This window comes from Homoserinimonas flava (genome assembly GCF_054969005.1).
The window spans coordinates 145,051-168,689 of sequence record NZ_JBUEQS010000003.1 but is presented as its reverse complement, the minus strand read 5'-3'; the positions used below and the strand labels follow the sequence as shown (position 1 = coordinate 168,689).

Annotated in this window: 15 protein-coding genes; 5 read left to right on the top strand and 10 right to left on the bottom strand. The window is 66.2% G+C overall.

Annotated features, from left to right (window positions below):
• Positions 1-15 precede the first annotated feature (15 nt).
• Together recQ and ACY48M_RS09580 are read left to right on the top strand one after the other, a co-directional pair.
• Positions 16-1,839, top strand: a complete 1,824-nt coding sequence (gene recQ / locus ACY48M_RS09585) for a DNA helicase RecQ (protein ID WP_462820058.1) — start codon at positions 16-18, stop codon at positions 1,837-1,839.
• Positions 1,840-1,914: 75 nt separating this feature from the next.
• Positions 1,915-2,619 (top strand): lysophospholipid acyltransferase family protein, encoded by a 705-nt coding sequence (locus tag ACY48M_RS09580; RefSeq protein WP_462820057.1) that lies wholly within the window; start codon positions 1,915-1,917, stop codon positions 2,617-2,619.
• Positions 2,620-2,654: 35 nt separating this feature from the next.
• On the opposite strand, the gene ACY48M_RS09575 is transcribed toward ACY48M_RS09580, so the two are convergent.
• The 3 genes from ACY48M_RS09575 to ACY48M_RS09565 all read right to left on the bottom strand — a co-directional run bounded on the left by ACY48M_RS09575 (position 2,655) and on the right by ACY48M_RS09565 (position 6,084).
• On the bottom strand, positions 2,655-3,104 hold the full coding sequence (locus tag ACY48M_RS09575) for an adenylyltransferase/cytidyltransferase family protein (RefSeq protein WP_462820056.1): 450 nt from the start codon (positions 3,102-3,104) through the stop codon (positions 2,655-2,657).
• 110 nt (positions 3,105-3,214) lie between these two features.
• Complete coding sequence (locus tag ACY48M_RS09570; RefSeq protein ID WP_462820055.1) at positions 3,215-4,474, bottom strand: O-antigen ligase family protein; 1,260 nt, start codon at positions 4,472-4,474, stop codon at positions 3,215-3,217.
• A 2-nt stretch (positions 4,475-4,476) separates the two neighbouring features.
• Positions 4,477-6,084 carry a Wzz/FepE/Etk N-terminal domain-containing protein gene (locus tag ACY48M_RS09565; RefSeq protein ID WP_462820054.1) on the bottom strand — a complete coding sequence of 536 codons (1,608 nt, stop codon included), beginning with the start codon at positions 6,082-6,084 and terminating at the stop codon, positions 4,477-4,479.
• A gap of 79 nt (positions 6,085-6,163) precedes the next feature.
• Between ACY48M_RS09565 and ACY48M_RS09560 the strand changes: the two genes are divergently transcribed.
• Positions 6,164-8,026, top strand: coding sequence for a right-handed parallel beta-helix repeat-containing protein (locus tag ACY48M_RS09560; protein WP_462820053.1), 1,863 nt, complete (start codon positions 6,164-6,166; stop codon positions 8,024-8,026).
• Here ACY48M_RS09560 and ACY48M_RS09555 read toward each other — a convergent pair.
• From ACY48M_RS09555 to ACY48M_RS09540, 4 genes are all read right to left on the bottom strand, one after another.
• Positions 8,023-9,234, bottom strand: a complete 1,212-nt coding sequence (locus ACY48M_RS09555) for a polysaccharide biosynthesis protein (protein ID WP_462820052.1) — start codon at positions 9,232-9,234, stop codon at positions 8,023-8,025. The two genes, ACY48M_RS09560 and ACY48M_RS09555, sit on opposite strands and share 4 nt — an antisense overlap.
• Before the next feature lie 85 nt (positions 9,235-9,319).
• Positions 9,320-14,305, bottom strand: coding sequence for a LamG-like jellyroll fold domain-containing protein (locus tag ACY48M_RS09550; protein ID WP_462820051.1), 4,986 nt, complete (start codon positions 14,303-14,305; stop codon positions 9,320-9,322).
• A 70-nt stretch (positions 14,306-14,375) separates the two neighbouring features.
• Complete coding sequence (locus tag ACY48M_RS09545) at positions 14,376-17,435, bottom strand: LamG-like jellyroll fold domain-containing protein (RefSeq protein ID WP_462820050.1); 3,060 nt, start codon at positions 17,433-17,435, stop codon at positions 14,376-14,378.
• 139 nt (positions 17,436-17,574) lie between these two features.
• The gene (locus ACY48M_RS09540) at positions 17,575-18,267 is read right to left on the bottom strand and encodes a hypothetical protein (protein WP_462820049.1); all 693 of its coding nucleotides are present in this window, start codon (positions 18,265-18,267) and stop codon (positions 17,575-17,577) included.
• 161 nt (positions 18,268-18,428) lie between these two features.
• Between ACY48M_RS09540 and ACY48M_RS09535 the strand changes: the two genes are divergently transcribed.
• On the top strand, positions 18,429-19,655 hold the full coding sequence (locus tag ACY48M_RS09535) for a DUF1972 domain-containing protein (protein WP_462820048.1): 1,227 nt from the start codon (positions 18,429-18,431) through the stop codon (positions 19,653-19,655).
• Here ACY48M_RS09535 and ACY48M_RS09530 read toward each other — a convergent pair.
• On the bottom strand, positions 19,601-20,662 hold the full coding sequence (locus ACY48M_RS09530) for a glycosyltransferase family 4 protein (RefSeq protein WP_462820047.1): 1,062 nt from the start codon (positions 20,660-20,662) through the stop codon (positions 19,601-19,603). The two genes, ACY48M_RS09535 and ACY48M_RS09530, sit on opposite strands and share 55 nt — an antisense overlap.
• A 138-nt stretch (positions 20,663-20,800) precedes the next feature.
• Between ACY48M_RS09530 and ACY48M_RS09525 the strand changes: the two genes are divergently transcribed.
• Complete coding sequence (locus ACY48M_RS09525; RefSeq protein ID WP_462820046.1) at positions 20,801-21,562, top strand: CDP-alcohol phosphatidyltransferase family protein; 762 nt, start codon at positions 20,801-20,803, stop codon at positions 21,560-21,562.
• A gap of 52 nt (positions 21,563-21,614) precedes the next feature.
• Here ACY48M_RS09525 and ACY48M_RS09520 read toward each other — a convergent pair whose 3' ends face one another.
• Positions 21,615-22,526 carry a hypothetical protein gene (locus ACY48M_RS09520; RefSeq protein WP_462820045.1) on the bottom strand — a complete coding sequence of 304 codons (912 nt, stop codon included), beginning with the start codon at positions 22,524-22,526 and terminating at the stop codon, positions 21,615-21,617.
• Entirely contained in the window at positions 22,523-23,620 is a 1,098-nt protein-coding gene (locus tag ACY48M_RS09515) for a Gfo/Idh/MocA family protein (RefSeq protein WP_462820044.1), read from the bottom strand. The genes ACY48M_RS09520 and ACY48M_RS09515 overlap by 4 nt, the downstream gene beginning before the upstream one ends.
• Positions 23,621-23,639 lie beyond the last annotated feature (19 nt).

Genomic DNA, 23,639 nt, shown 5'->3' with positions numbered 1-23,639 from the left:
GCTAGCCTTGAGCGTATGACCCAGGTGACCACTCCCGACGCGGCACTTGCGGTGCTCGGCCGCGTCTTCGGGTATGACGCGTTCCGTGGCGACCAGGCCGAGATCATCCAGCACGTTGTCGGTGGTGGCGATGCGCTTGTGCTCATGCCCACGGGTGGCGGCAAGTCCCTGTGCTACCAGGTGCCCGCGCTCGTGCGCGACGGCACCGGTGTGGTGATCTCGCCACTCATCGCGCTCATGCAAGACCAGGTCGATGCGCTCGCCGCGAATGGTGTGCGCGCGGAGTTCCTCAACTCGACACAGGATGCTGCGGAGCGGCGCAGGGTCGAGGCGGCGTTCATCGCGGGCGAGATCGATCTGCTCTATCTCGCTCCGGAGCGGCTCGCGCTCGAGTCGACCGTTTCACTGTTCGACCGAGCCCCGATCGCCCTGTTCGCGATCGATGAGGCGCACTGTGTGGCGCAGTGGGGTCACGACTTCCGCCCCGACTACCTGCGGTTGTCGATGCTGCACGAGCGGTGGCCGGCCGTGCCCCGCATTGCGCTCACCGCCACGGCGACCCGCCAGACGCACGCCGAGATCGCCGAGCGACTGCAGCTCGCCGATGCGCGTCATTTCGTGGCGAGCTTCGACCGGCCGAACATCCAGTACCGCATTGCACCGAAGGAGCAGCCGCAGAAGCAGCTGCTCGACCTCATCCGCACGGAGCATCCGGATGCCGCGGGCATCGTCTATTGCCTGTCGCGCGCCTCGGTCGAGAAGACAGCGGATCTGCTCGTCGCCAACGGCGTGCCTGCGTTGCCGTATCACGCGGGCCTGCCGGCGGAGGTACGGGCGGCAAACCAGTCGCGCTTTCTCCGCGAAGACGGCCTCGTCATGGTTGCGACGATCGCCTTCGGCATGGGCATTGACAAGCCGGATGTGCGCTTTGTCGCCCATCTCGATCTGCCGAAGTCGGTCGAGGGCTACTACCAGGAGACGGGCCGCGCCGGTCGGGATGGCCTGCCGTCGACGGCCTGGCTTGCCTACGGACTGCAAGACGTCGTGCAGCAGCGGCGCATGATCGAGCAGTCGGAGGGTGACCTCGCGCACCGCCGTCGGCTCAGCGCCCACCTCGACGCCATGCTGGCGCTCTGCGAGACGGTCGAGTGTCGTCGCGTGCAGCTGCTCGCCTATTTCGGCCAGCCGAGCACGGCCTGCGGCAACTGTGACACCTGCCTCAACCCGCCGGCATCGTGGGATGGCACGATTCCGGCGCAGAAGCTCCTGTCGACGATCGTTCGGCTCAAGCGTGAACGCAATCAGACCTTCGGTGCTGGTCACATCGTCGACATTCTGCGGGGCAAGTTGACGCCGCGCGCGCAGCAGCAGGGGCACGATCAGCTCGCCACCTGGGGCATCGGGGCTGATCTCAGCGACCAGCAGTGGCGCGGGGTTGTGCGCCAGCTGCTCGCGCAGGGGCTCCTCGCGACCCAGGGTGATTACGGCATCCTCGCGATCACGGATGCTTCGGCCGAAGTGCTCTCGGGTGCCCGCGCGGTCTCGCTCCGCACCGAGGTGGAGCGACCCGTTCGGCGCTCCTCGAAGTCGAGCGCGGCCCTCGCCGATCTCGAGCCGGTGCAGCTCGAGCTTTTTGAGGCGCTGAGGGTGTGGCGGTCGGCGCAGGCGAAGGAGCAGGGCGTGCCCGCCTATGTGGTGTTCGGCGACGCGACACTCCGGGCGGTCGCGATGGCGCGGCCGTCAACCCTTCGCGACCTCGAGGGGCTCAGCGGTATCGGCCAGAAGAAGCTCGACACCTATGGCGAGGGATTGCTCGCCGTAGTTGCCGCGCAGGGCTGAGGCGCAGCATCCGGCGGTGACCTAGCGCCTGGGTGCATGCCCGGACCGGTATGTGACGCCTGACAGTCTTGAACGATGCGCTTTTTCAGCCGTCTCCTGCTCGCGCCACTGGCGCGACTCCTGTTTCGGCCGACGGTGCGCGGTCGCCGCAACGTGCCGGCGAAGGGCGGGGTGCTCCTCGCGAGCAACCACCTCGCCTTCATCGACAGCGTCGTGCTCACCCTGGTCGCGCGCCGTTCGGTCGCGTTCATGGCGAAGTCCGAGTACTTCACGGGCACCGGCGTCAAGGGCTGGGCGATGCGGTCGTTCTTCACTGCGGTCGGCGCTGTGCCCGTCGATAGGGCCTCCTCGAAGGCCGCGCAGGAGGCGCTCGATGCCGGCCTCGAAGTGCTGCGATCCGGTGACGCGTTCTCGATCTACCCCGAGGGCACCCGCTCGCGGGACGGTCGTCTCTACCGCGGCCGCACTGGCGTGGCGTGGCTTGCGCTCACGGCCGGCGTGCCGATCGTGCCCGTTGCCCTTCGTGGCACCGACCAGCTTCAGCCGGGCGGCTCCGGCATGATCCGTCGCGCCAAGGTGACGGTCGAGTTTGGCGCACCGATCGATGTCTCGGTGTTCGGCCGCGCCGATTCGGGTCGTGCACGGCGTGAAGCAACGGATGCCATCATGTCGGCAATTCAGGCGATGTCAGGCCAAAAGCAGGCGGGGTCGTATAACGAGCCGCCGCCCGAGAGCGTGCGAGAGCGTGCGCGCAGAATCTTCGGCGCCGAACGCCTCTGACGCCTGACTAATGGCGGCTGACTACTGACGGCCGGCTACTGGCTGATCGCGCGGTGATCGGCGAGGGCGGCGAGGGCGTCGAGTGCGCGGCGAAGCTGCGTGCTCGAGGTGTGCATCGTGTAGGGGAAGTACACGACCTCAACCCCGACCTCGGCGAACTCACGCTCAAGCCGGAGCCCCTTGTCGGTGCCGCGCCAGTCGTCACCCTTGAAGAAGACGGTGAAGCCGACATCCCGCCACGTTTCGAGTTTGTCGGGGACGGTTTCGGCGCGAGCCTCGTCAACGAACGAGATGGAGCTCACGATCTCGAGACGCTCGGCGAGGGGGATCACCGGGCGCGCACCCTTCGTGAGTTCGAGCATCTCATCGGAGACGACGCCGGCGATGAGGTGATCGCACTGGCTGCGGGCGTGCTTGAGGATGTTGAGGTGGCCGATGTGGAACAGATCGAATGCTCCAGCGGCATAACCAATTCTTCGGGTCATCGGATACGCAATTCTCTCGGGTGGAGAAGGGGAGGGCACGTCGGGGGTAGCGACGCTGCAGTTGCGGGTCAACTGCCGGGGTTTTTCGAAACTTTACCCCCATTTGTGGGTCAGTGTCGATACTGCGCGGCAGGTTTGTGCCAGTGGTGGTCGCGCGGCGTTGCGAGCTGGTAGGGCGCCGCTCTGGGAGGCGCGGGATTCTGCGATCCGCGCTCAAGCGTGAGAGCGATGGCGAGAAACAGCACGAACGTCGAGCTCGACTCGATCAACCCGTTCTCGGTGAAACTGCGAAGGAGGATGACGGCGAGCAACGGTGTCGTGAGCGCCGCAAGGTCGCGGCGTCGGATGCTGTCGGCGAGAGTCGCGATGACCCATGCGAGCAGGAGGGCGGTGCCGATGAGGCCCGCCTGCGCGATGATCGACACCCAGCTGCTGTCGAGCACCTGCTCGTCTCGCCATCGCTCTTGCACCGGGACAAGCTTTGCGGCGAGCCCGATGCCGATCCACTTGTCCCAGGTGTCGAACGGGGTGGCAAGCACAGCCTCCCACGCGACGGTGCGGGAGCTCAGCGTCACGAGCTCCTCGACGCTTTGGCCTCGCGACAGCGACCCGGCCACGGTGTCGTTGAAGGCGAACAGCGCGAACACCACCGGCACCGACGCGATCGACGCGATCATGACGGAGACCGGAATCCTGCGCACATGCAGCAGCACAAGCAGGATGCCGACGAGCACGACCGCGAGCGTTGTGCGCGATCCGGTGGCGAGCACAATGGCGATGAGCACGACGAAGGCCGCCCCATTGGCCAGCCGGATGCCACGGCGGGCGAGGTCGAGGGCGACGGCGATGAGCGGCGGCGCCGCGAGCCCGGCGAGCACGTTGGGTGCCATCTCGGGGATCCCCCCGGCAAGGCGGCCAGCGTCGGAGCCGCCAAGAATGGCCCCCGTGATGCCGGAGACCACGGCGATGGTGCCCATCGCCACAAGCAGCGTGCTGAGCACGGTGCGCGGGGGCGCGGCGGCAACGAGCACGACGACCGTTGCGGCGACAATGGCGATGCGCGCCGTCAGCACGAGGGACGACATTGGGTCGCCAGCGCCGATCGCGCCGAGCGACGAAATGGCGACGATGCCGGCGAGCAGGGCGAGGCCGCGTACCCCGACGATGCCGCGATGGGCGCTCGCCGCACGCACCATGAGTGCGAGCCCGAACGCGAGAAAGGAGATCATCGCCTTGGCGATGACGACCGTGTCGACCTCGCCGTCGAAGATGTTGCCTCGTCGCCACGGCACGACACTGAGCACGACCAGCGCGAAGACAACGAAGAGCGCGACCCAGAGTCGTCGTGCGGTGAGCGGTGCGCCCACCATGGTCATTCTCCCGCTGGTGTCGGAGCGTCGGACTCGCGTTCGGCGCTGACCGGTGTTGGCCGCACGAAGTCGCCTGGGAGCCAGCTCGCGACCAGGTCTGTCGTCTTCGACGCCGGCACCCCGGTCATGATGACGCCGAGGGGGCGAGCACCAAGCAGCCGGAGTCGCGCAAGAGTGTGGGCGACATCCGCCTCTGTCGTGGTGGCGTAGTGGGTGAGGATGAGGATGCCGTCGGCGTGTGGCGCGGCAATCTCGAGACTCACGGGGCGGGTGACCGAGGTCGCCTCGATGATGACGGTGTCGAATTCGGTCGTGAGTTGCTCGGCAACCGCGCCGATCTTGTCTTCGACGATGGTCTCGTTGGGCGTAGCATCCGGTTCGCCGGCGGGGAGGAGGCTGAACTGCTCGCCCTCGACAGGCACCACAGCGGTTTTCAGCACCTGAGCCCCCGCCATGACCCCGACGAGACCCTTGCCCTTGCGGCCCTTCGGCAGCAGCGTGGCGAGGCCGAACGGTGCAGCGCTCTCGACGAGGCACACGCGCCGTCCCGTGTCGGCCACGCTGCGGGCGAGGTCGACGAGTTCGCGCGCATCGGCCGCCGACGAGTCAGACGGCAGGAGCAGCAGGATGCTCGGCATAACGGTGTCGTTTGCCTGACGCACGGCAAGCTGCGTCTCGCGCATTTGGTGGGCGAGCCGGGCATTGGGTGTGGTTGGCGTGCGGTGGATGCCGGGCTCGGTCACTGCAGCATCCGTCGCCGCGGCATCCGCTGCCGGTGTCTTGCGCAGGCTGAGGCCGCGTCGCTCGTTGGAGGGCGGGCTCCACTGGCCGAGCACCGGGAGTCCCGTAATGCGGCGCAGCTGTTCGACCGTGCGGATGCTTGTGTCATAGCGGGCGCGGAGGATCGCGCCGATGAGCCCTGCGGCGAGGCCCGCGAGGAGCCCGAGGCCGAGAATGAGCGCGCGCTGGGGGGATGATGCCCCGCTCGGCACGGCGGCGGGGTTGGTGAGGTCGAGGCTCGTGGTGACGGCGGTATTGCGGGACGAGTTCTCGATATCGCTGACGAGGTCGGCGAGATTTCTCGCCACCGCATTGGCGAGGTCAGCCGCACCCTGCGGGGTGTCTGCCTCTGCGCTGATGCGCAGCAGCAGTGTCGTCGTGGGGTTCGACGCGCTAATCTGCTCGCCGAGCTCCTCCGGTGTGACCGCCAGGTCGAGGTCGTCGACCGTCTCGCCGAGGACGTCGGGGCTGAAGGCGAGCTCAGGGTAGGAGCTGACCCGCTCGAGTGCGTAGGTCGAACGATCGCTCAGGCTGCCCTCGCGCGAATCGACGCTGAGGAGCAGCGTTGCGGTGGCCGTATAGGTGGGCGGAATGAGAAAGGCGACCGCCGCGGCGACCGCGACTCCGGCGAGCGTGCCGACGAGCACCGAGCGCCACCGCTCTCGGAAAATCTGGAAGTACCCCTGCTGCTCCATATGCCACACATTCGTTCGGGTATCGAGACGTGGTGCTGCCCCGTCGGCGTCGACCTCATCGGGTTGGTCGGCGGGGCTTGTGCCCGGTACCGCGGTATTCGCAGAATAGTACCAGCGCAGTTCTCGGTCGAACACCCACCGGACTTCCCGACCCCGGCGAGCACCGAACCCGATCCCGACCGTCCCGATAGAGCGCGCTGATAGGCGGTGACCCGTGGCGCATGCCAGTGGCGCAGAACTCGGCCTCGGCGCGCGCGCATTCGGCCGTTCGCGCCGCTCACGTCGCCCCCTCGTGCTCATCGTCGCGGCCATTGCGATCGCCGCGATTGTGGTCGCCCTCGCAATCGCCCTCCTGCCCAGAGGCGAAGACGTTGTTGTTGCGGTCGCACACGCGCCAGAGGTTGCGCTCGTGACCGCCGGGGCATCCGAAGTCGGTTCGGCGAGCTACCCCGTGCCTGAGGGTGCGCTCTTTGTCGCCACGACCGGGTCGGATGCTGCGCCGGGCACAGAAGACGCCCCCCTCAAGTCGGTGCAGCACGCCATCACGGTGGCAACCCCCGGCCAGACCATCGTGATGCGGGCCGGCAGCTACAACCAGCGGACGACGATCACGAGCGACAAGCCGGTGACGATCCAGCCCTATCCGGGCGAAGCCGTCTGGTTCGATGGCAGCATTGCGCTGCCTGCCGGGGAATGGCGCGCCGAGGGTGCCGTCTGGGTGCGTGACGGATGGACCATGAACTTCGACACGAGCCCCACCTATACGCGCGGCGCCCCAGACAACACGGAGGACAACTGGTCGTTTGTCGATCCGGAGTATCCGCTCGCGGCGCACCCCGACCAGGTGTGGGTTGGCGGTGTCGCGCTGACGCAGGTCGCGACGGCGGCCGAGGTTGTGCCTGGCACGTTTGCGGTCGACGATCTCACCGCTCAGCTCATCATCGGCACCGACCCGGCTTCGGCCGAAGTTCGCGCGAGCACAAAGACAAAAGCGTTCGGCATCCAGTCGGAGGGCACCGTGCTCCGCGGGGTCGGAATCCGGGGGTACGCGACCTCCGTCCCTGGTTTCGGTGCCGTCACGGTGGAGGCGCCAGGGGTCGTGATCGAACAGGTCGTGATCGAAGACAATGCGAGCACTGGGCTGTTCGTCGCATCGACCGATGCCACCGTCACGAATGTCACCGTGCGGCGCAACGGCATGATGGGCTTCGGCGGGAGCCGAGCTGACCGCCTCACCGTCACCGGCATGCTCTCCGAAGGCAACAACACCGAGCGCTTCAACAATGCGCCCGTCTCTGGTGGCGCCAAGATCACCGTGTCGCGCGAAGTCGTGGTGCGCGACAGCAGCTTCATCGACAACTTCGGCCCAGGGCTGTGGTTCGACCAGTCGAACTTCGACGTTGAGGTCATCTCGAACACGATCTCGCGCAACGACGGGCACGGCCTGTTTCTCGAAATCTCATCGACCTTCATCGTCGCCGGCAACACCATCAGCGACAACCTCACCGACGGCATCAAGCTCAATGACACGAACCGCGTCGAGGTGTGGAACAACACCATCACCAACAACGGGCGGGCCATGCTCATCGCACAGGATGACCGTCGCTCCTCCGACCCGAGCCAGCGAGGGCGAGACTCCAACCGTGACCTCGATGACCCGGTCATGACCTGGGTGATCGACGATGTCACGGTGAGCAACAACGTCTTCTCGGGGGCGACAGGCAAGTGCCTCATCTGCGTCGAAGACTATTCGGGCGAGTACACGGCAAGCCAGATGGGCGTCAAGCTCAGCGGCAACGTGTACCAGCGGCAGGCCGACGACGCACCCGCGTGGTTCATCGTCTGGTCGAAGGGCGCCGGAGATCCCGCCATCTACTCCGACCTCGCGAGCTTCCGCTCGGCCACCAGCGAAGAGGGTGCCGGCGTCGAGCTGCGGCACGGTGAGGCTTCGGATGCCGCGTGGCGGGGCACTGCGGCATCCGCTCAGGTCGCGGCGGCCGCGCGTTCGATCCCGAGCGAGGTGCTCGAGCTGCTCGGCTGGGATTCTTCCGTGGTGTGGGTGGGCGCGGCGGACTAGTCCGCGCGCCGATCGCGGCGCGCCTGGGGCGCGAGGATGATGGTGCGGATGGCGATGCCACCAGCGATTGACCCTGCTGCGAGCACGAGCGGAACCATTTCGAGTTCGCCCCCGAGCAGGAGCAGCACTGCGACGCCGGCGGCCGAGAGCAGCGTGTCGCCCGCCCGGATCGCGAAGACGAGTGCCTGCCGCCCTCGCACGGCAGCGAGTGCGCCGTATGGCGTGACGGCCGAGACCGAGGCCGTGTAGGCGAGCCAGCCGAGGACCGCGGCGAGCGGCGGCGCTGTGCCGAAGAGCAGTTCACCGAAGAGGGGGAGCGCGGCCACGAGAATCACGCCCAGAATCACGGTGACGAGAAGGAGGGCGCCGACCGTGCGATCAGCGCGAGGCAGCTGGATGCTCACCTTCGCCGTGGGGTCTTGGGCGTACCGCACGAAGAGAAACGAGGTGAGCCCGGAGACGACGAGCATCGCCGGCGCGACGAAGACCCTCGCAGCCTCAAGCAGGCCCGTGGCGGTGAGCCCGAGCGTGAGCGTGACGAGGGTCCGCACGGCAGTGAGCAGCGCGGGGCGCAGCAGCTGCTGGCTTGCCCGCCACGAGCCGTAGCCCAACACGGCGCGGTGACCGCCCCGCAGCATGCCGACAGCGAAGCGGTCGCTGCGGGGCAGCAGCACGATGCCGAGCCCGATCGCGGCAATCTGACCGGCGCAGATGGCGAGGAGAAAGCTCGCGAGCGAGAGGGTGCCAAGCGCGGCGACGGCACCGAGAACGACGAGCGACCCCGCGAAGGCGATGAGATCGATCACGGCGACGCGCCAGAACGCGAGATTCGCCATCAGCAGTCGGCGCATGAGCTCCTCGAGGCAGAAGAGCGCGACGGCGAGCGCGACGACCCAGGCGTCGGCCCAGGAGACAAGGCCGGATGCTGCACACGCAACTCCGGCGATAGCTCCACCGAGCACCGCAAACCCGAGCGAGAACTGCTGCAGCGCGGAGCGAACAGGCGACTCTCGGCGTGGCAGCACAACGAGTGAGTCGCCGACGAAGCCCGTGGCAACGGCCGCGACGAGCACCATGACGCCGTAGATGATCGCAAAGACGCCGAGCCCGTCGAGCCCGAGGGTGCGCGCGACGAGCACCTGGAGGGTGAAACTTGCGAGGGCCTGCGCGCCCTGGGCGCTGATGGCGCCGATCGCACTGCGCTTCACTCAGGCCCTCACGCTCTCCATCGGCACCACCAGCCGGGTGTGCCGCAGCTGAGGGAGGGCCGCAGGTGCGCGGCCCTCCCGCTGACTACTGCGGAAGCCTGGCGATGTAGTCGTCGTATCTGACGGTTACTGGGGCGTTGGGAGCCGATCCGGAGACGTAACTCTCCACGCCGACCTGCCCAGCACCCTGGAGCGCCGGTGTCGCATCGGTGGCGCTCAGTTGCCATTCTGCCGGTTCGGTGGCACCGAGGGCCCACACCTTGACCTGCACCGTCGTGGGGGAGGCGCCGGTGGTGCGCACCTTGAGCACGAGTGACGAGCCAGGGGTGGCCGTGAGGCCGGTGACGGTCGAGTTCGCGAGGGTCGTCGAGGAGCCGCGCAGAATCTGCACCGCGACGGTGCCGCCCGGCTGGATGCGCACGCGACCCTGGAGGAAGTCGGTGCCGACCTGGCGGGATACCAACCCGGCCACGATGTGGCCGGATTCCGCCGCTTTGTCGACCGTGATGGTGACCTGCTGCTCCACATCGAGGGCGCTCACGGTGCTGAGGAGTGCCCGTCTCGTCGAGCCGGCGGCATGAAGGAAGGCACCTGACCCGCTGCTCACGCTGTAGTTGCTGTTGACAGTGGAGCTCCAGTCACCGCCCGTTGTCGCGGTGCCCCAGCCGGTGGCGGACGTGCGCTCGAAATTATCGGTCGCGAAGGTCGCTGCCGGGTCTTCCGGGTCGACTGGCGGGTCTTCTGGATCGACCGGCGGGTCTTCTGGGTCGACTGGCGGGTCCTCCGGATCAACTGGCGGGTCTTCCGGGTCGACTGGCGGGTCAACGGGCGCTGTCGGAGCCGTGCCCGCGTAGGCCAGGACGTTGTCGAATCCGGCCGCGAGCGGCGCATTGCTCAGCGATCCCGACGCGTAACTCACGACGCCGAGCGAGCCGGCCGTCTGCAGCGCCGCCGCAGTCGAGGTTGTGCTCACGGCCCAGTCTGCGGGCTCCGCGGTACCTGTCGGCCACGCCTTCGCCACGATGGTCGTCGGTGAGGTGCCCGAGATCTGAGCGCGGATCGTCATGGCCGTGCCGGGCGTGTAGGTGCCGGCAAGCGTGGCGTTTGCAATCACGGTCGAGCCACCCTGCAGGATCTGCACCGCCATTGTCCCGTCGGCCATAAACCGCACGCGGGCCTGGTAGTAGTCGCTGCCGACCTGGCGCACAATGATGCCGGCGTAGGCGCCGCCACCCGTCATGACCTTGTCAAACGAAACATCCGCCGTCATGTCGACATCCGTCGCCGACGTGGCGCCGAGCGTTCCGGTTCGCGTCGTCCCCGCGGTATGCGAGAAGAGCCCTGTTCCGGCGGAGACGCTGGAGCTGGCCGCTCGCGAGACCGTCCAGGTGCCACCGGTCGTAGCGGCACCCCACCCGCTCGCGGTGGTCCTCGCGAAGGCGTCGTCGGCAAGCACACTGACGACGGGGGGAGCGGTCGCCGTGACGACCGTCGTGGCGGAGCCGGTGAGCCCCTCCCCATCGGTCACGGTGAGGGTCACGGTGTAGTTGCCGGCAGTCGCGTAGAGATGCTCGACGGTCGCACCTGTGCCGGTGGTGCCGTCGCCGAAGTCCCAGGCGTAGGTGGCGATTGCGACATCGTCAGATGATGCGGATGCATCCAGCGCCACCGTCAGATCATCGACCGTGTGGTCGAAGCTCGCGACGGGTGCCGCGTTCACACGCACTACCTCGATGTCGTGGCTGCGGCTGTGGGTCGCCCCGCGGTCATCAATCACCGTGAGGGTCACCGTGTAGGTGCCCGCCGCTGTGTAGAGGTGGCTCGCGGTCGGCACGGTTGCGCTCTCGCTAGCCGTGCCGTCACCGAAGTCCCACTCGTAGCTGACGATGCTGCCGTCAGGATCGGTCGACGCACTCGCATCGAGGTCGATCGCGAGCCCTTCGACGTCAATCGTGAACGATGCCGTCGGCTCCTGGTTCGCTACCTCTGGAGCACCGAGCTCGTAGTGGTCGGTGACTTGTGCCTGGCTGAGCGCCGCCGGGTACACGGCAAACTCGTCGAGCTTGCCATTGAAGTACGCGTCGCTCGAGCCCCAGGTGGTGTCTCCGCCCGCTCGCCAGTAGCCCGTGTAGTTCTGGGCCGACGTCTGACTATGGGTGCCAACCAACTCGCCGTCAACGTAGAGCCTGAGCCCGGCGGATGACTGGGTCGCGATCACCTGATGCCACTCGCCGTCGTTGTAGGCATCCGCTGACGTGATCGTGTTGGTCACGCCCGTGTAGGTGCCGAAGACAAGGCGACCATCGTCTTGCATGTAGACGTGCCGGTCATAGCTGGTTGAGAGACCGGTGGCGCGGTTGCCGAAGCCTGTCAGCTTGCCACCGCGATTCGTGGTCGTGTTGAACCAGATCTCAGTCGAGTACGTCGTGGGGTTGGTCACCGCGGTGTTGCTCGAGACGACGCCGTTGGTGAACGTCGCCGCCGTATTGCTCGTGCCGCGAATCGCGCCTTCGGTGCCGTAGCTCACGCCGCCCGAATAGGTGCCGTCGTTGTCTAGCGGACCCGAATCTTGCGCCACCGGGCCCGCCGTCTCGCCCAGCCGGTAATAGAGGAGCGGATCTTCGTCGAACACGGCTGCGCCGTATTCGTCGGCGGGAGCGACCGGGATGTTCGCAGTGCGGCCCGAGAGCGTGTAGTGCTCGAGGATCTGCTCGTGCGTCAGCGCGTCGGGGTAGATCGCGGTCTCGTCGATCGTGCCGGCGAGGTAGCGGTTGCCAGACCACGTGTTGTCGCCACCGATACGCCAGTAGCCCCAGTATGTTTGCCCGCTCGTCGTGGCGGGGTCGTAGCCGACCCTGATGCCATCGACGAACAGCTGCATGCCCTCGTCGCTCAGCGTCGCGACGACGTGGTGCCACTCGCCGTCGTTGTATCGCTTGGACGACTGCACCACCTTTGAGGTGCCCGGATGCACGCCGAAGAGCAGATTGCCCGCCGAGTTCATGTAGACATGCCGGTCGTAGTTGCTGGAGTTGCCTGAGTTCGACGAGCCGAAGCCGACGATCTTGCCGCCGCCAGTCGATGTCGTCTTGACCCAGGTCTCGATCGTGAAGGTGTTGTCGCTCGCCACCTGGGTGGTGGAAGCGACGAGGCTCGACGTGTTGGTGCCACTGAACGAGGCTGCAGTGTCGGGATCATCGATGATGGCGCCGCTCGCGCCGAGGGTCACTTGCGAGCCTTTGGTGGCCTGGTATCGACCGACCGAGTCGTTCGCGGTGGTGCCGCTCGTGTCGCCGAGCCTCCAATAATTCGTAGGCTGGTCGGCGATGACCGCTGCCGCGTAGTCGCTCAGGGTGCCGTCTGTGGCTACGGTCGCGGACACAGTGGTGCCCCAGGCGCTGTTGCCCCACGGATCAACGGCGCGCACTCGATAGCTATAGGTCTGGCCGGGCACGAGTCCCGTATCGACCCACGAGATGGTCGGCCTATCCCAGAAGGTGGAGTCGACGACGGTCGTGTAGGCGGGGGTGCCCGTGCGGCCATCGCGGTAGACGTAGTAGGTCAGGGACGTGTCGTCACGGTCGTGGTTCGCGGGCCAGCTCACCGTCATGGTGCCGGCTTCGGCGGACTGGAGGGTCGGCACGAGGTTGTCGCCGGTGAGGCGCGGGCCGTCGTCGTTTGGTGCGATGTCGCGTGTTGCGAAGCGCACGAGGCCCTGTTGGGCTTGGCCGTTGACGGTGGTGAACTCGCCGCCATAGACCACATACTCGTCGTTCGTATCGACGCTCCAGGGTCCTTGATACTGGCCCGTATAACTGCCGAGGTTCATGTTCGGGAACCAGTTGAGCAGGGTTGGCGTCGCCGTGCCTTGGAAGTTGTAGTAGCCGTAGGGGTCGCGCGTCGCAACACCGGTGGCGTCTTTGGAGAAAGCGATCCCGCGGTAGTAGGTCCAGGGGTCGGTCTGTGGGAATCCGTCGATGTTGCCGCAGTAGTGGGCGTGGCCGGCCGTGTAGATGACATCGTCTGAAGCAGAGACCGAGTACGTATCGCCGTGGCAGTCCTGCACCCACGCGAGCGAGCCATCGTCCCATGACGCGCGGAAGGTGCCCTCGAGGTTGCCGCCGGAACCGAACACATACCCCGTGCCGTACACGCTGTCCTCGTCGGAGTCGAGCGAGAAGATGGCCGCCTCGGTGCCCCCGTTGCGAATCAGTCCGTTCGCAGCCCACGGCAGCGACGCCCCCGTGGTGGCATCGACGGCGCCGAGCCCATAGCCAGGGTTTGATGAGCCGTTCGTCGAGGTGAAGTCGCCACCAATGACGACCTTCGATTCATCGGGCGAAATGACAAGGGCATAGGCGCGGCCGCCGGCGAGGGTCGGCGCCCATGACGTGACGGCGCCCGTAGTGGCGTTGACTGCAGCGGCGAACGTGCGCGTTTGTCCGCTGACAGAAGAGAAGTGTCCGGCGAAGTACACGGTGCTCGCGGTGACCACGATGGCGTGAATGCGGTTATTCGCGCCCGTAGTGAAGTTCGCATCGAGTGCGCCGGTCGCGGTGGAGAAGGCGGCGATGCGGTTCTTGGTGACGCCGTTGACGCTCGTGAAATCGCCGACCGCGTACACGCGACTGCCGTCGGGCGAGACGGCGAGCTGTCGCACCTGGGCGTTGACCTGCGGGGCCCACGGAAGGAGCTCTCCAGTCGTGAGGTTGTAGGACAGCAGGTGGGTGCGCGTCACGGTGTTTGTGCCTGCCGCGGCGCCTGCCGGCCGAGCCGTCGTGAATTCGCCAGCGACATAGACGGTGTTGCCCACGATCTCCTGATCCCACACGACACCGTTGATCTGCGGCGTCGGCAGCGCGTCGGTCGACGCTGTGACCGGCAAGGGTTCGGCCTCGTCAGCCGCGGCAGCTGTGGACGGCGCGGCGATGAGGAGTGCGGCAATGAGTGCAAGTGTCGTGCTGGACGCCAAAAGGGTAACGCGTCGCGACGACATCGGGTTGGGGCGACCCATGATGTCCTTCTTCGGGTAGACCGGCAATATACGGGGGTAGCCGGATGCCGTGAGCATAATGCGAAATCGTGCCCCCCGAAAGTGGCACAGCAGAATTACCCCCGTATGGGGGGTGCTGATGGTCGACTCAGCCGACGCTCGTCGCGACGAAGTCGTCGTAACGCACATCGACGGGAGCGTTGGTCGCGGACGACGAAACATAGCTCTCGACGCCGACACTGCCGGCGGTCTGCAAGCCCGCCGTCGAGTCGGTGGCGGTGAGCATCCAGCCAGCCGGTTCTGCCGTGCCAGCCTGCCAAAGCTTGGCCCGCACGGTGGTTGGCGATGCTCCCGTCGCCTCCGCTCGAAGATTCAGCGTGGCGCCCGCCGTGTAAGAAATCCCCGAGACGGTCATGTTTGCGAGCACGACCTGGTCACCCCGCATGAGCTGCAACGCAACAGAGCCATCCGGTTGGAATCTGGCCCTGGCCTGCAGATATGACGAACCGACCTGGCGCACAACCACGCCGGCATAGGTGCTGCTGCCGGTCGCCTGTTTCGACAGCGAAATCGTGACGCTCGCACTGTTCGACGTTGAAGAGACCGCTCCGAGCAGCGCGCGTCGCGTCGACCCGGCGGTGTGGGTGAGCACCCCGCGACTGCCGTCGACGGTTGACGATGACGCGTTCGAAGGGCTCCAGGCTCCCCCGACGGTTGCCGTGCCCCAACCGCCGCTCACGGTGCGGGCGAAGGAATCTTGCGCGAGTGCAGTGCTCGGCTCGGGCGTCGGGTCCGGTGTCGGGTCGGGTGTTGGGTCGGGCGTCGGCGTGGGAGGCGGCGTGCCCGTACCAGTGCGCAACTGGTAGTGATAGGCGACATCGGCGGAGCTCAGGGTTGTCTTGTAGATCGCGACCTCATCGAGGTCTCCCGAGAAGTTCGAGTTGCCAGAGGGGGCCGCGTCGCCGCCGATCTTCCAGTAGCCGTAGAAGCCTCGGGCGTAGGTTGTGCTGGCGCGGGAGGCCACGAGGGTGCCATCGACATAGAGCTTCATGCCGTCGGGTCCGAGCGTTCCGACAGCATGATGCCAGGCGCCATTGTTGTAGCCCGTCGCACTCTGAATCGTGCGCATGCCCGAGTCATAGACAGACCACGACACCCGACCGCCGGAGAGATAGAGCACCTGATCGGTCGTCGACGACGAACCTGTCACGGTGCCGTTATTGCCGAAGTTGACCATCACGCCGCTTGATGAGGTGGTCTTGAACCACGTCTCAACGGTCACGCTGTCGTCGGAATACACCTGTCGCGACGTCACAATGCGGCCGTTGCTCGTCCCGTTGAAGCGCGACGCAGTGTTCGTGTCGCCGGAAATCGGGCCGCTGACCCCACGCGTGACACCTGAACCGGCCGTGCCGTTGACCGTGTTGAATGTGCCGCTCGTCTGCGTCGTGTTCGCGACGGGTCCGCTGAGGTTGTTCACCGCGGTACCACTCGCCTCGCCGAGTCGGAAGTACCAGGTCGGACTGTTGTTGACCACCGCCTGGGCGTAGAGGCTGAACGTGCCGGAACTCGCGGTCTGCTGGGTCACGGTGCTCGTCCACGCGACGTTGCCGTGCGGGTCAGTCGCGCTCACACGGTAGGTGTAACTCGTCCCGGGGCTCAAGCCGCTGTCGACAAAACTCAGCGACGGTTGATCCCAGAATCGCGAGAGGCCAGTCGTCACATGCACGGGTGCCGCAGTGTTGCCGTTGCGCACGACCCGATACGTGAGCTGCTCATTGTCGCTGTCGTAGTTTGATGGCCAGCTCACCCGCACGGTCGTCGATGAGTACGACGCCGTGCTGAGCGGCCATCCGCTGCCGCTGAGCTGGGGGCCCCGCTGATCGGGCGCGATGCTCGAGAGCGCGAATCGTGCGAGACCCTGCTGCCCGACGCCGTTGATCTGCGTGAATTCCCCCGCGTACACGACGTACTGCGAGTTCGCACGGACCGACCAGGCACCCTGATACTGCCCCGTGAATTGCCCCGCATTCATGTTGGGAAAGAAGGCCAACTGCTCTGTCGCTGGGCGACCGGACTGCACGTTGGCTCGCACCACTCCCGACGGCTCTTTGGTCACGGCGAGCGCTCTGAACTCGCGCCGTGGGTTGTATTCCGGAAACCCGCCGATCCACTGGCACTGGTGGGAGTGGCCAGCGATATAGACAACTCCACCCTGCGAAGCGGCACTGTAGTTGTCGCCACGGCAGTCGGCGATCCAACGGAGGGAGCCATCCGACCAGTTCATTCGCCAGGTGCCCTCGGAGTTTCCACCCGTGCCGTAGATGTAGCCAGAACCGTAGACGCTGTCGGCATCGGAGGAGAGCCCGAACACGGCAGACTCGTCGCCGGCATTGCGTACGATCGAGTTCGCCGCCCACGGCAGCGATGTCCCCGTCGTCGCGGTGACGGCGCCCATGCCGTAGCCGGGATTGCCGCCGCCGTTCAGCGTTGTGAAGCTTCCGGCGATCACGACCTTGTCCCCTGCGGGCGAGACCTCGATCCCGTAGGCGCGCCCATTGGCGAGCACGGGAGCCCAGGCCGTCGTCGCCCCGGTCGAAGCGGATGCCGCGGCCGCGCGACCGGGTCGCGACACCCCGGCCGCTTGGCTGAAGTTGCCAGCGAAGTAGACGGTCGAATTCGTGGCTGTCACCGCAAACACTTCACCGTTGGCGGAGGAGGCGAAACTGCTGACGACGGCCCCGGTCGCGGTGTCGAAGGCGACGACGCGATTGCGGGTGGTGCCATTCACACTGGTGAACGCGCCGACGGCATAGAGGCGAGTGCCATCGGGGGAGGCATCAAGCGCCCTGACCTGCCCATTGAGGGTCGGTGCCCATGACGTGAGAACCCCGGTCGTGAGGTTGTACGACAGCAGATGGGTGCGCGTGACGGTCGCGGAACCCGCCGCGGCCCCAGCGGGGCGCGCGGTCGTGAAGTTGCCACCGACGAAGACCGTGTTGCCGACGATCTCCTGATCCCATGCCACACCGTTGATCTGCGCGGTCGCAAGCGAATCGCTCGAGACCGTCTGCGGTGTCGCGGCATTCGGTGGGGCAGTGTCGGCAGCGACGGGAGCGCTGCCGCTCGCAAGCCCGAGCGTCGCGGCCAGCGTAATGGTGACGGCGAACGCGGCAGGGCGAAGTCGAAAAAATCGTGGCGTGGTCACGGGGGTGCCTCGATCGGTTTGTCCGGCGTGGGGGTCGCCGGAATTGGCGTCAGCGTAGTTCCAACGCTCCAGCGTGTAAACCCCAAAGCCCGCCGATCGGCGAAACTCTCATTTTTGGCAGGGTGCTCGCCTCGACCGACTACTCGGGGACGGCACCCTCGAACACGAGCGGCTGTACGTCGACGGAATAGTCGACCATGACCCGCACAAGGTCACGTTGATCGGCTGGCACAGTGAACACGTACACCCCGGTCGCAGTCTCGCCAGCAGCAACCTCCGTCGGCATTGCGGATGCTCCCGGTGCACCGAGCTCGGAGGCAGGGGTCTGCTCAGCACCGTAGTAGGCAGTGACGACGGTCGTGAGCAGCTGCACCGCGGCATCCGTCCCGTTGGTGATCTGCACCGTCACGCGCAGGGCCGGGCCGGCAACTTCGCCGGGACGATTCGCCTCGCCCGAGACCGACTCGAGGTTGGTGATGGCGGCGGTGAGCCCGGGCGAGATGTCGGCGGGCTCCGTGAATTCCACAGGATCGGCCGGCACCGACGGGTCGACGGGGGCAGCGTCAGGGTCGGTCGGCGCCGCAGAAGGCTCGGCGGGCTCGGGAGTTGCTGAACCCTCCGGCTCCGACGGAGTCGCCGGCGAGCTCGGGGAACCGGCGTCGGGCATGTTCGCCCCACCAGACAGCGTGCCAATGACCGCAGACGTCACAATCGCCGCGACCAGCAGCACGGCGGCAGCGATCGTCGCGATTTGGCCGCGGCGCCGACTGCTCGCAATGGCTGCCTCAGAATCGTCGGATGCCTCGGGTGGGGTAGCCGGTGTGGTCGCCATGGGCGCTCCTGGTTCGGGTGCTGTGGTTCGGGTGATTCGGCCGGTGTGCGGGTGTGTGCCGGCACGCTCGAACCTACTCCCAAACGGGCTACTCCGAACCTGCGAGTTCGAGTAGACTCCCCACCCACACCCGAAAACCCCAGCACCCGCGGAGGAACCCGATGCCCCGCGACATCCCGGCCCCAGATCTCCCAGGCCCAGACCTCCCACACCTTGGTGAGGCGCGCCAGAAGACCGTGCGCATCCTCGGCACCCACGGCGTGCCCGCGGCATACGGCGGCTTCGAAACCGCCGCCGAAAACGTCGGCCTCTTTTTGCGCGATCAGGGCTGGCGCGTCATTGTCTACTGCCAGGTGCCGGGCACCGGTCCGACGAGCCACGACACCTGGAACGGCCTCGAGCGCGTGAATATCCCGGTCGATCGCGAGGGCTGGCTTGGCACCTCGGAGTTCGATCTTCGCTCGATCCTCCATGCGTCACGCCACCGCGACGTCTGTCTCACCTTCGGCTACAACACCGCCATCTTCAACACGTTTCAGCGCGTCAAGCGGATTCCCAACGTCATCAATATGGACGGCATCGAGTGGTCTCGTGCGCGGTGGGGCAAAGTGAAGCAGGCGATTCTGTGGACGAACGAGCGCATCGCGTGCTGGGTAGGCAACGATCTCATCGCCGATCATCCCGTCATCGAGGAGTATCTCGCCACGCGTGCGCGCCGGTCGAAGCTCACCACCATCACATATGGGGCGCATGCCCTCGCCGCCGCCGACCCCGCGTCGGTGATTGCCCGCGGCCTTGAGCCGGGCGGCTACCTCTCACTCATCTGCCGCCCGATTCCCGAAAACTCGATCCTCGAGCTCGTGGAAGGCTTCTCGGCGGAGCGTCGCGGCCATCGTCTTGCGATTCTCGGCAACTACACGCCGGAGACCGACGAGTACCACCGCGCGGTCGTCGATGCCGCGAGCGATGAGGTCGACTTCCTCGGGGCCATCTACGACCCGGATGAGGTGGCGGCGCTGCGATTCCACTCCTCCGGATACCTCCACGGCCACACGGTCGGCGGCACCAACCCTTCGCTCGTCGAGGCGATGGCGGTCGGCAATGCGGTTATCGCGCACGACAACCCCTATAACCGCTGGGTAGCCGCCGACGGCGGGCTCTACTTCACCACGGCTGCCGAGGCGGCCGATCGCATCAGCACGCTCATTGCTGATGCCGATCTGCGCAAGCGGCTCGGTGCAGCCAGTCGAGCGCGGCATGCCGAGGAGTTCACGTGGGAGCATGTGGCGGGCCAGTATGAGCGACTGCTCGAGAAGCACCTCCCCGCTGCGACTCAGCCCGAAGTCAACGCGTCACGGATGCGTCGCGCGCTGAGCTCCCAGGAGTAGCCGAGCGTTTCGGCGTCGAGCGATTCGCGCCTCCCCCGCCGCCAGGTCTCGCTGATGGCAGCGGCGATGGCGTCGAGATCGTGGGGCGGCGCGTACTGCGCGTGGTCGCCGAGGATCTCGCGGAAGACGAGCGTGTCGCTCGCTACGACTGGGGCTCCGAAGTGCGCCGCCTCGAGCGTTGGCATGCCAAAGCCCTCATCGAGCGAAAGGAACAAGAAGACGCGGGCCTTGGCATAGAGCCAGGCGAGCTCGTCGGTGTCGACGAAGCCGAGAAAGCGCACGGCGCCGGATGCCACGGCCGCTGTCACGGCGGGCGAGAAGGTCGCACGGCGCCCCTCCGGCTCACCGACAACGAGCAGGGGTGTCGTCGACGTCGCGTGACCGGATGCGACGGCCGCCTCGATCGCCACGTTGAGGTTTTTGCGGGCATTCAGTCGGCCGACAGAGAGCATGAAGTCGTTGATGCCGTCGAGCCCGACCGGTTTGGTGGGCACCGCCGTGCTGAGTTCGCGCGAGAGCCCAAGCCCGACGGGTGTGACCTTGGGATTGCCCCGTGCGACGCGACTGATGCGCTCCGCCTCAGCCTGCGATGAGGTGAGCACCCGGTGCGCCCGGCGGAGGGTCATCGGCATGAGGGCGTAGTAGGCGCGCTCGGTCGGGGTGAACCATTCAGGATTCGTGACGAACATGAAGTCGTGCACGAACACGGCAGCCTTGCCGAAGAGGGGGGTGAAGTTGTGCACAAGGGTGATGTCGGCACCGACCCGGCGCGCGACGAACGGGAGCTCGACGATGGCGCTCACGCCGTGTGGCCCAATCGTCGTGCCGGCAAGCTTGATGCGCTCCGGGAGGCTCCCCCGCACAATGTCGAGTGCTCGCCGAGGCACGGCAAGCGTGATCTCATCGTCGGGGAACTCCCGCTCCCACGCGAGCACGAACTCCCGCATCACCTGCGCGTTCGAGACCGGGCCGTCGACCCACCAGAACCCGTCAAACAAGACGTGCACGGTTTCCCCCTTCTCGCGCAGCCGCTGAAGGATACATCCAGCAGCGTGGCGTTAACAGTATGCGACCCGCCCTGAAAAGGTGAGGGAGGGTTCAAAATCAAGAACGGACTCGTAACATTGCGTCGCTACAGTTGCAGCGTGGACGCCAATACTGACGCAGAGCCCCGCAGCATCCGCAGTGCGGTGCGCAAGCTAGAGAGTGTACAGAAGCCTGGGCGCGGTGCACCGCCATACTCGCGCTGGGTGAATCGTCCACTCGGCCGCTGGCTCGCTGCGGTCGCATACGTGATGCGGCTCACGCCAAACCAGGTCACGCTTCTCAGCGCCTGCATGACCCTCGCGGCGCTCCTCCTTGTCGCGCTCGTCGCCCCATCCACGCTGCTCGGCGTTGCCGTCGCGTTCTTGCTGCTGCTCGGATACGCGCTCGATTCCGCCGACGGTCAGCTCGCGCGTCTGCTCGGCGGCGGCAGCCGCGCAGGCGAATGGCTCGACCATGTTGTCGATGCCACCAAGATCGGCGTCATGCATTCGGCCGTCATCATCTCGTTCTATCGCTACAGCGACGAGCGAGGATGGGTGCTCCTGCTGCCCCTCGGCTTCATGGTGGTCTCGTTCGTGTTCTTCTTCGGCATGATCCTCACCGACCAGCTTCGCCGTTCCGCCGCCGCCGCGGCTGGGCAGACGTACGCGAAGCCGTCTGGTGGCGGCGGAGGACTGCAGACGCTCGTCGCGATACCGACCGACTACGCCGTGCTGTGCCTTGCGTTCGCGCTGATCGGGCTCCACACTCTCTTTGTTGCGGTTTATGCGCTCCTCTTTGCCGCGCAGGCACTCGTGCTTGCTGCCGTGTTGGTGAAGTGGTGGCGCGAGCTGCGGCGCCTCGATCGCGTAACCGCGTAGCGGCCCCGCTTGTGGCGACGCCCGAACGTCGCCGCCGCAGCCCGCGCCGGCTCTAGAGGGCCGTCGCTTCCATGAGCTGGCGCGTGCTGCGGATGTTCGCACGGCTCGACGCTCCGAAGACGACCGATTCGATATTCGGTTGTTGATTGATCCACTCAAGGGCCTCGCGCGGGGGGATCGCTCCCGACGCGAAGACTGACATTGCTACTGCCCTGAACCGGTGACGTTCAAGCACGTCGAGGTACCCCTCGATGCCGCCCGACATGCGGAACCCGACCTTGTTGATGTTCGAGCACACGAGGGGGTTCTCGATGCCAACCCGTTCGAGCACCGGCAGCAGCATGGGGAGGTTCATCGTGATGAACCCTGGTTCGGCGTTGTACCGCGTGCGGATGTGTCGCGCGAAGATCTCGAACGCATCATCGAAGCCCAGCCCAAGCAGGAGGTCAACGACGACGTTCTGAAGCCACACGACCGGTGTCGAGAGCCCGCGGAACATGGCCATCTCGGCGTCGACGAGCAGTGTGATGAGCCCCTCGACATCCTGTTTCGCGATCGAGGTACCGCCGCGAAGCATGGCGTTCATGAGCCCCTCCTCTGGGAGGAACTTGCGCACCGCACCGAGCATGCCGTGCTCTGTCACCGCGTCGGCATATTTGTGGGCGTAGGGCATGCACGGGTGGAACTGGAACGCCGGATACCGCGACTGATTTTGACGGATGCGTTCGGCAATTTCACCGATGCGATCATGCGTCGTGCACATGAAGGTGGTGACGCCTTCGTCGTAGGCGGCGTCGAGCACGTCCATGATGGCGTCGAGCACTTGAAAGCGCATCGCTTGGGATCGCGCCTTCTCCTCAGACATGTGGTTGACGCCGAAGAACTGGTTGTCGCCGAAGAGGAGCCGGTCGAGTTTCGGTGCGCCACTCCTGCTGAGCTCAGTGGTGGGTGCGTGGGTGGTCATGCGCGCCTCCTCAGGAGCCGGCGTCGGGGTTCAGGTATCTGTGCTGCGGCCACCTCGACACTGTCGAGGGTTGAGGGGCCGGCGTCGGCGTCGAGCTTGAGCAGTTCAAGCACACGATCGGTCACCGCGGCGCTTGCAAAATCATTGACAGCGAGAAGCTCGTTGCCGTGCACGCGTGCGACGAAGTGGTGCAGTTGGGCGCTGTACTCCTCGCCGCGGAGGTAGAACCACACGGTGTCGGTGAGTTCGGTCGTGTTCTTCACCGTCCAGCCCGTGTCATACCCGTCAATCTCGGGGGCCGTGTCGCGCAGATAGACCCGCACTTCCTGACGGTCGGCGTGAATGCGCCCAGCCGTGCCCGTGATCGTGATCTGGGTGGTCATCTTGCGGAACGATTCATCCGACCAGTTCACCGAGAGCTGGGCACTCGTGCCATTCGGGTAGTACAGCGTGCTGAACACCTCGTCGTCGGTGTCTTCAGAGAAGATGCTGCCGAGGATGGTGCCGCCGACCCCGCTCGGAGCGCCGGCGAACCAGCTCAGCAGGTCTGCCGGATGCGCGGCATAGTCGTAGAGACAACCGCCACCTTCGGTGCGCTTGCTCCGCCAGGTCGTGCCCTTGGACTTCAGCACCACTGGGCCGTATGCCTCTGCATGCATGTGTGTGACTCGGCCGATCGCGCCGGCGTCGAGAAGCGCCTTGACTTCGCGGAAGGCAGCGACGAAGCGGTTGTGGTAGCCGACCTGGGTGACGAGCCCGCGTTCTGCGGCGAGTTCGGCGAGCTCACGAGACTCCTCCGAGGTGAGGGTGAGCGGCTTCTCGCAGAACACGTGAAGACCGCGCTCGAGGGCTGCCCGCACCATGGGAGCGTGAAACCTCGTCGGGGTGGCGATGAGCACAGCATCGAGTTCGACACTCTCAAGCATGTGGTCGTAGTCGGTGAAGGTGACGACGCCCGTGTACTTGGAGAGCACGCCGAGGATGTACCCCGCCGAGTCGACGACCGCCTCCACTCTCACATCTGGGTGGGCGTTGATCATCGAAAGATGGGACAGGCCCATCTTGCCGAGACCGACAACTCCTAGTCTGATCATGTGCATTCGTTCCTTTCGG

Excerpts from the sequence above, each read along its gene's own strand:
- ACY48M_RS09575 (WP_462820056.1), bottom strand. The coding sequence starts at position 3,104 with ATGACCCGAAGAATTGGTTATGCCGCTGGAGCATTCGATCTGTTCCAC.
- ACY48M_RS09550 (WP_462820051.1), bottom strand. The coding sequence starts at position 14,305 with ATGCTCACGGCATCCGGCTACCCCCGTATATTGCCGGTCTACCCGAAG.
- ACY48M_RS09570 (WP_462820055.1), bottom strand. The coding sequence starts at position 4,474 with ATGGTGGGCGCACCGCTCACCGCACGACGACTCTGGGTCGCGCTCTTC.
- ACY48M_RS09540 (WP_462820049.1), bottom strand. The coding sequence starts at position 18,267 with ATGGCGACCACACCGGCTACCCCACCCGAGGCATCCGACGATTCTGAG.
- ACY48M_RS09515 (WP_462820044.1), bottom strand. The coding sequence starts at position 23,620 with ATGATCAGACTAGGAGTTGTCGGTCTCGGCAAGATGGGCCTGTCCCAT.
- ACY48M_RS09580 (WP_462820057.1), top strand. The coding sequence starts at position 1,915 with ATGCGCTTTTTCAGCCGTCTCCTGCTCGCGCCACTGGCGCGACTCCTG.
- ACY48M_RS09520 (WP_462820045.1), bottom strand. The coding sequence starts at position 22,526 with ATGACCACCCACGCACCCACCACTGAGCTCAGCAGGAGTGGCGCACCG.
- ACY48M_RS09535 (WP_462820048.1), top strand. The coding sequence starts at position 18,429 with ATGCCCCGCGACATCCCGGCCCCAGATCTCCCAGGCCCAGACCTCCCA.
- recQ (WP_462820058.1), top strand. The coding sequence starts at position 16 with ATGACCCAGGTGACCACTCCCGACGCGGCACTTGCGGTGCTCGGCCGC.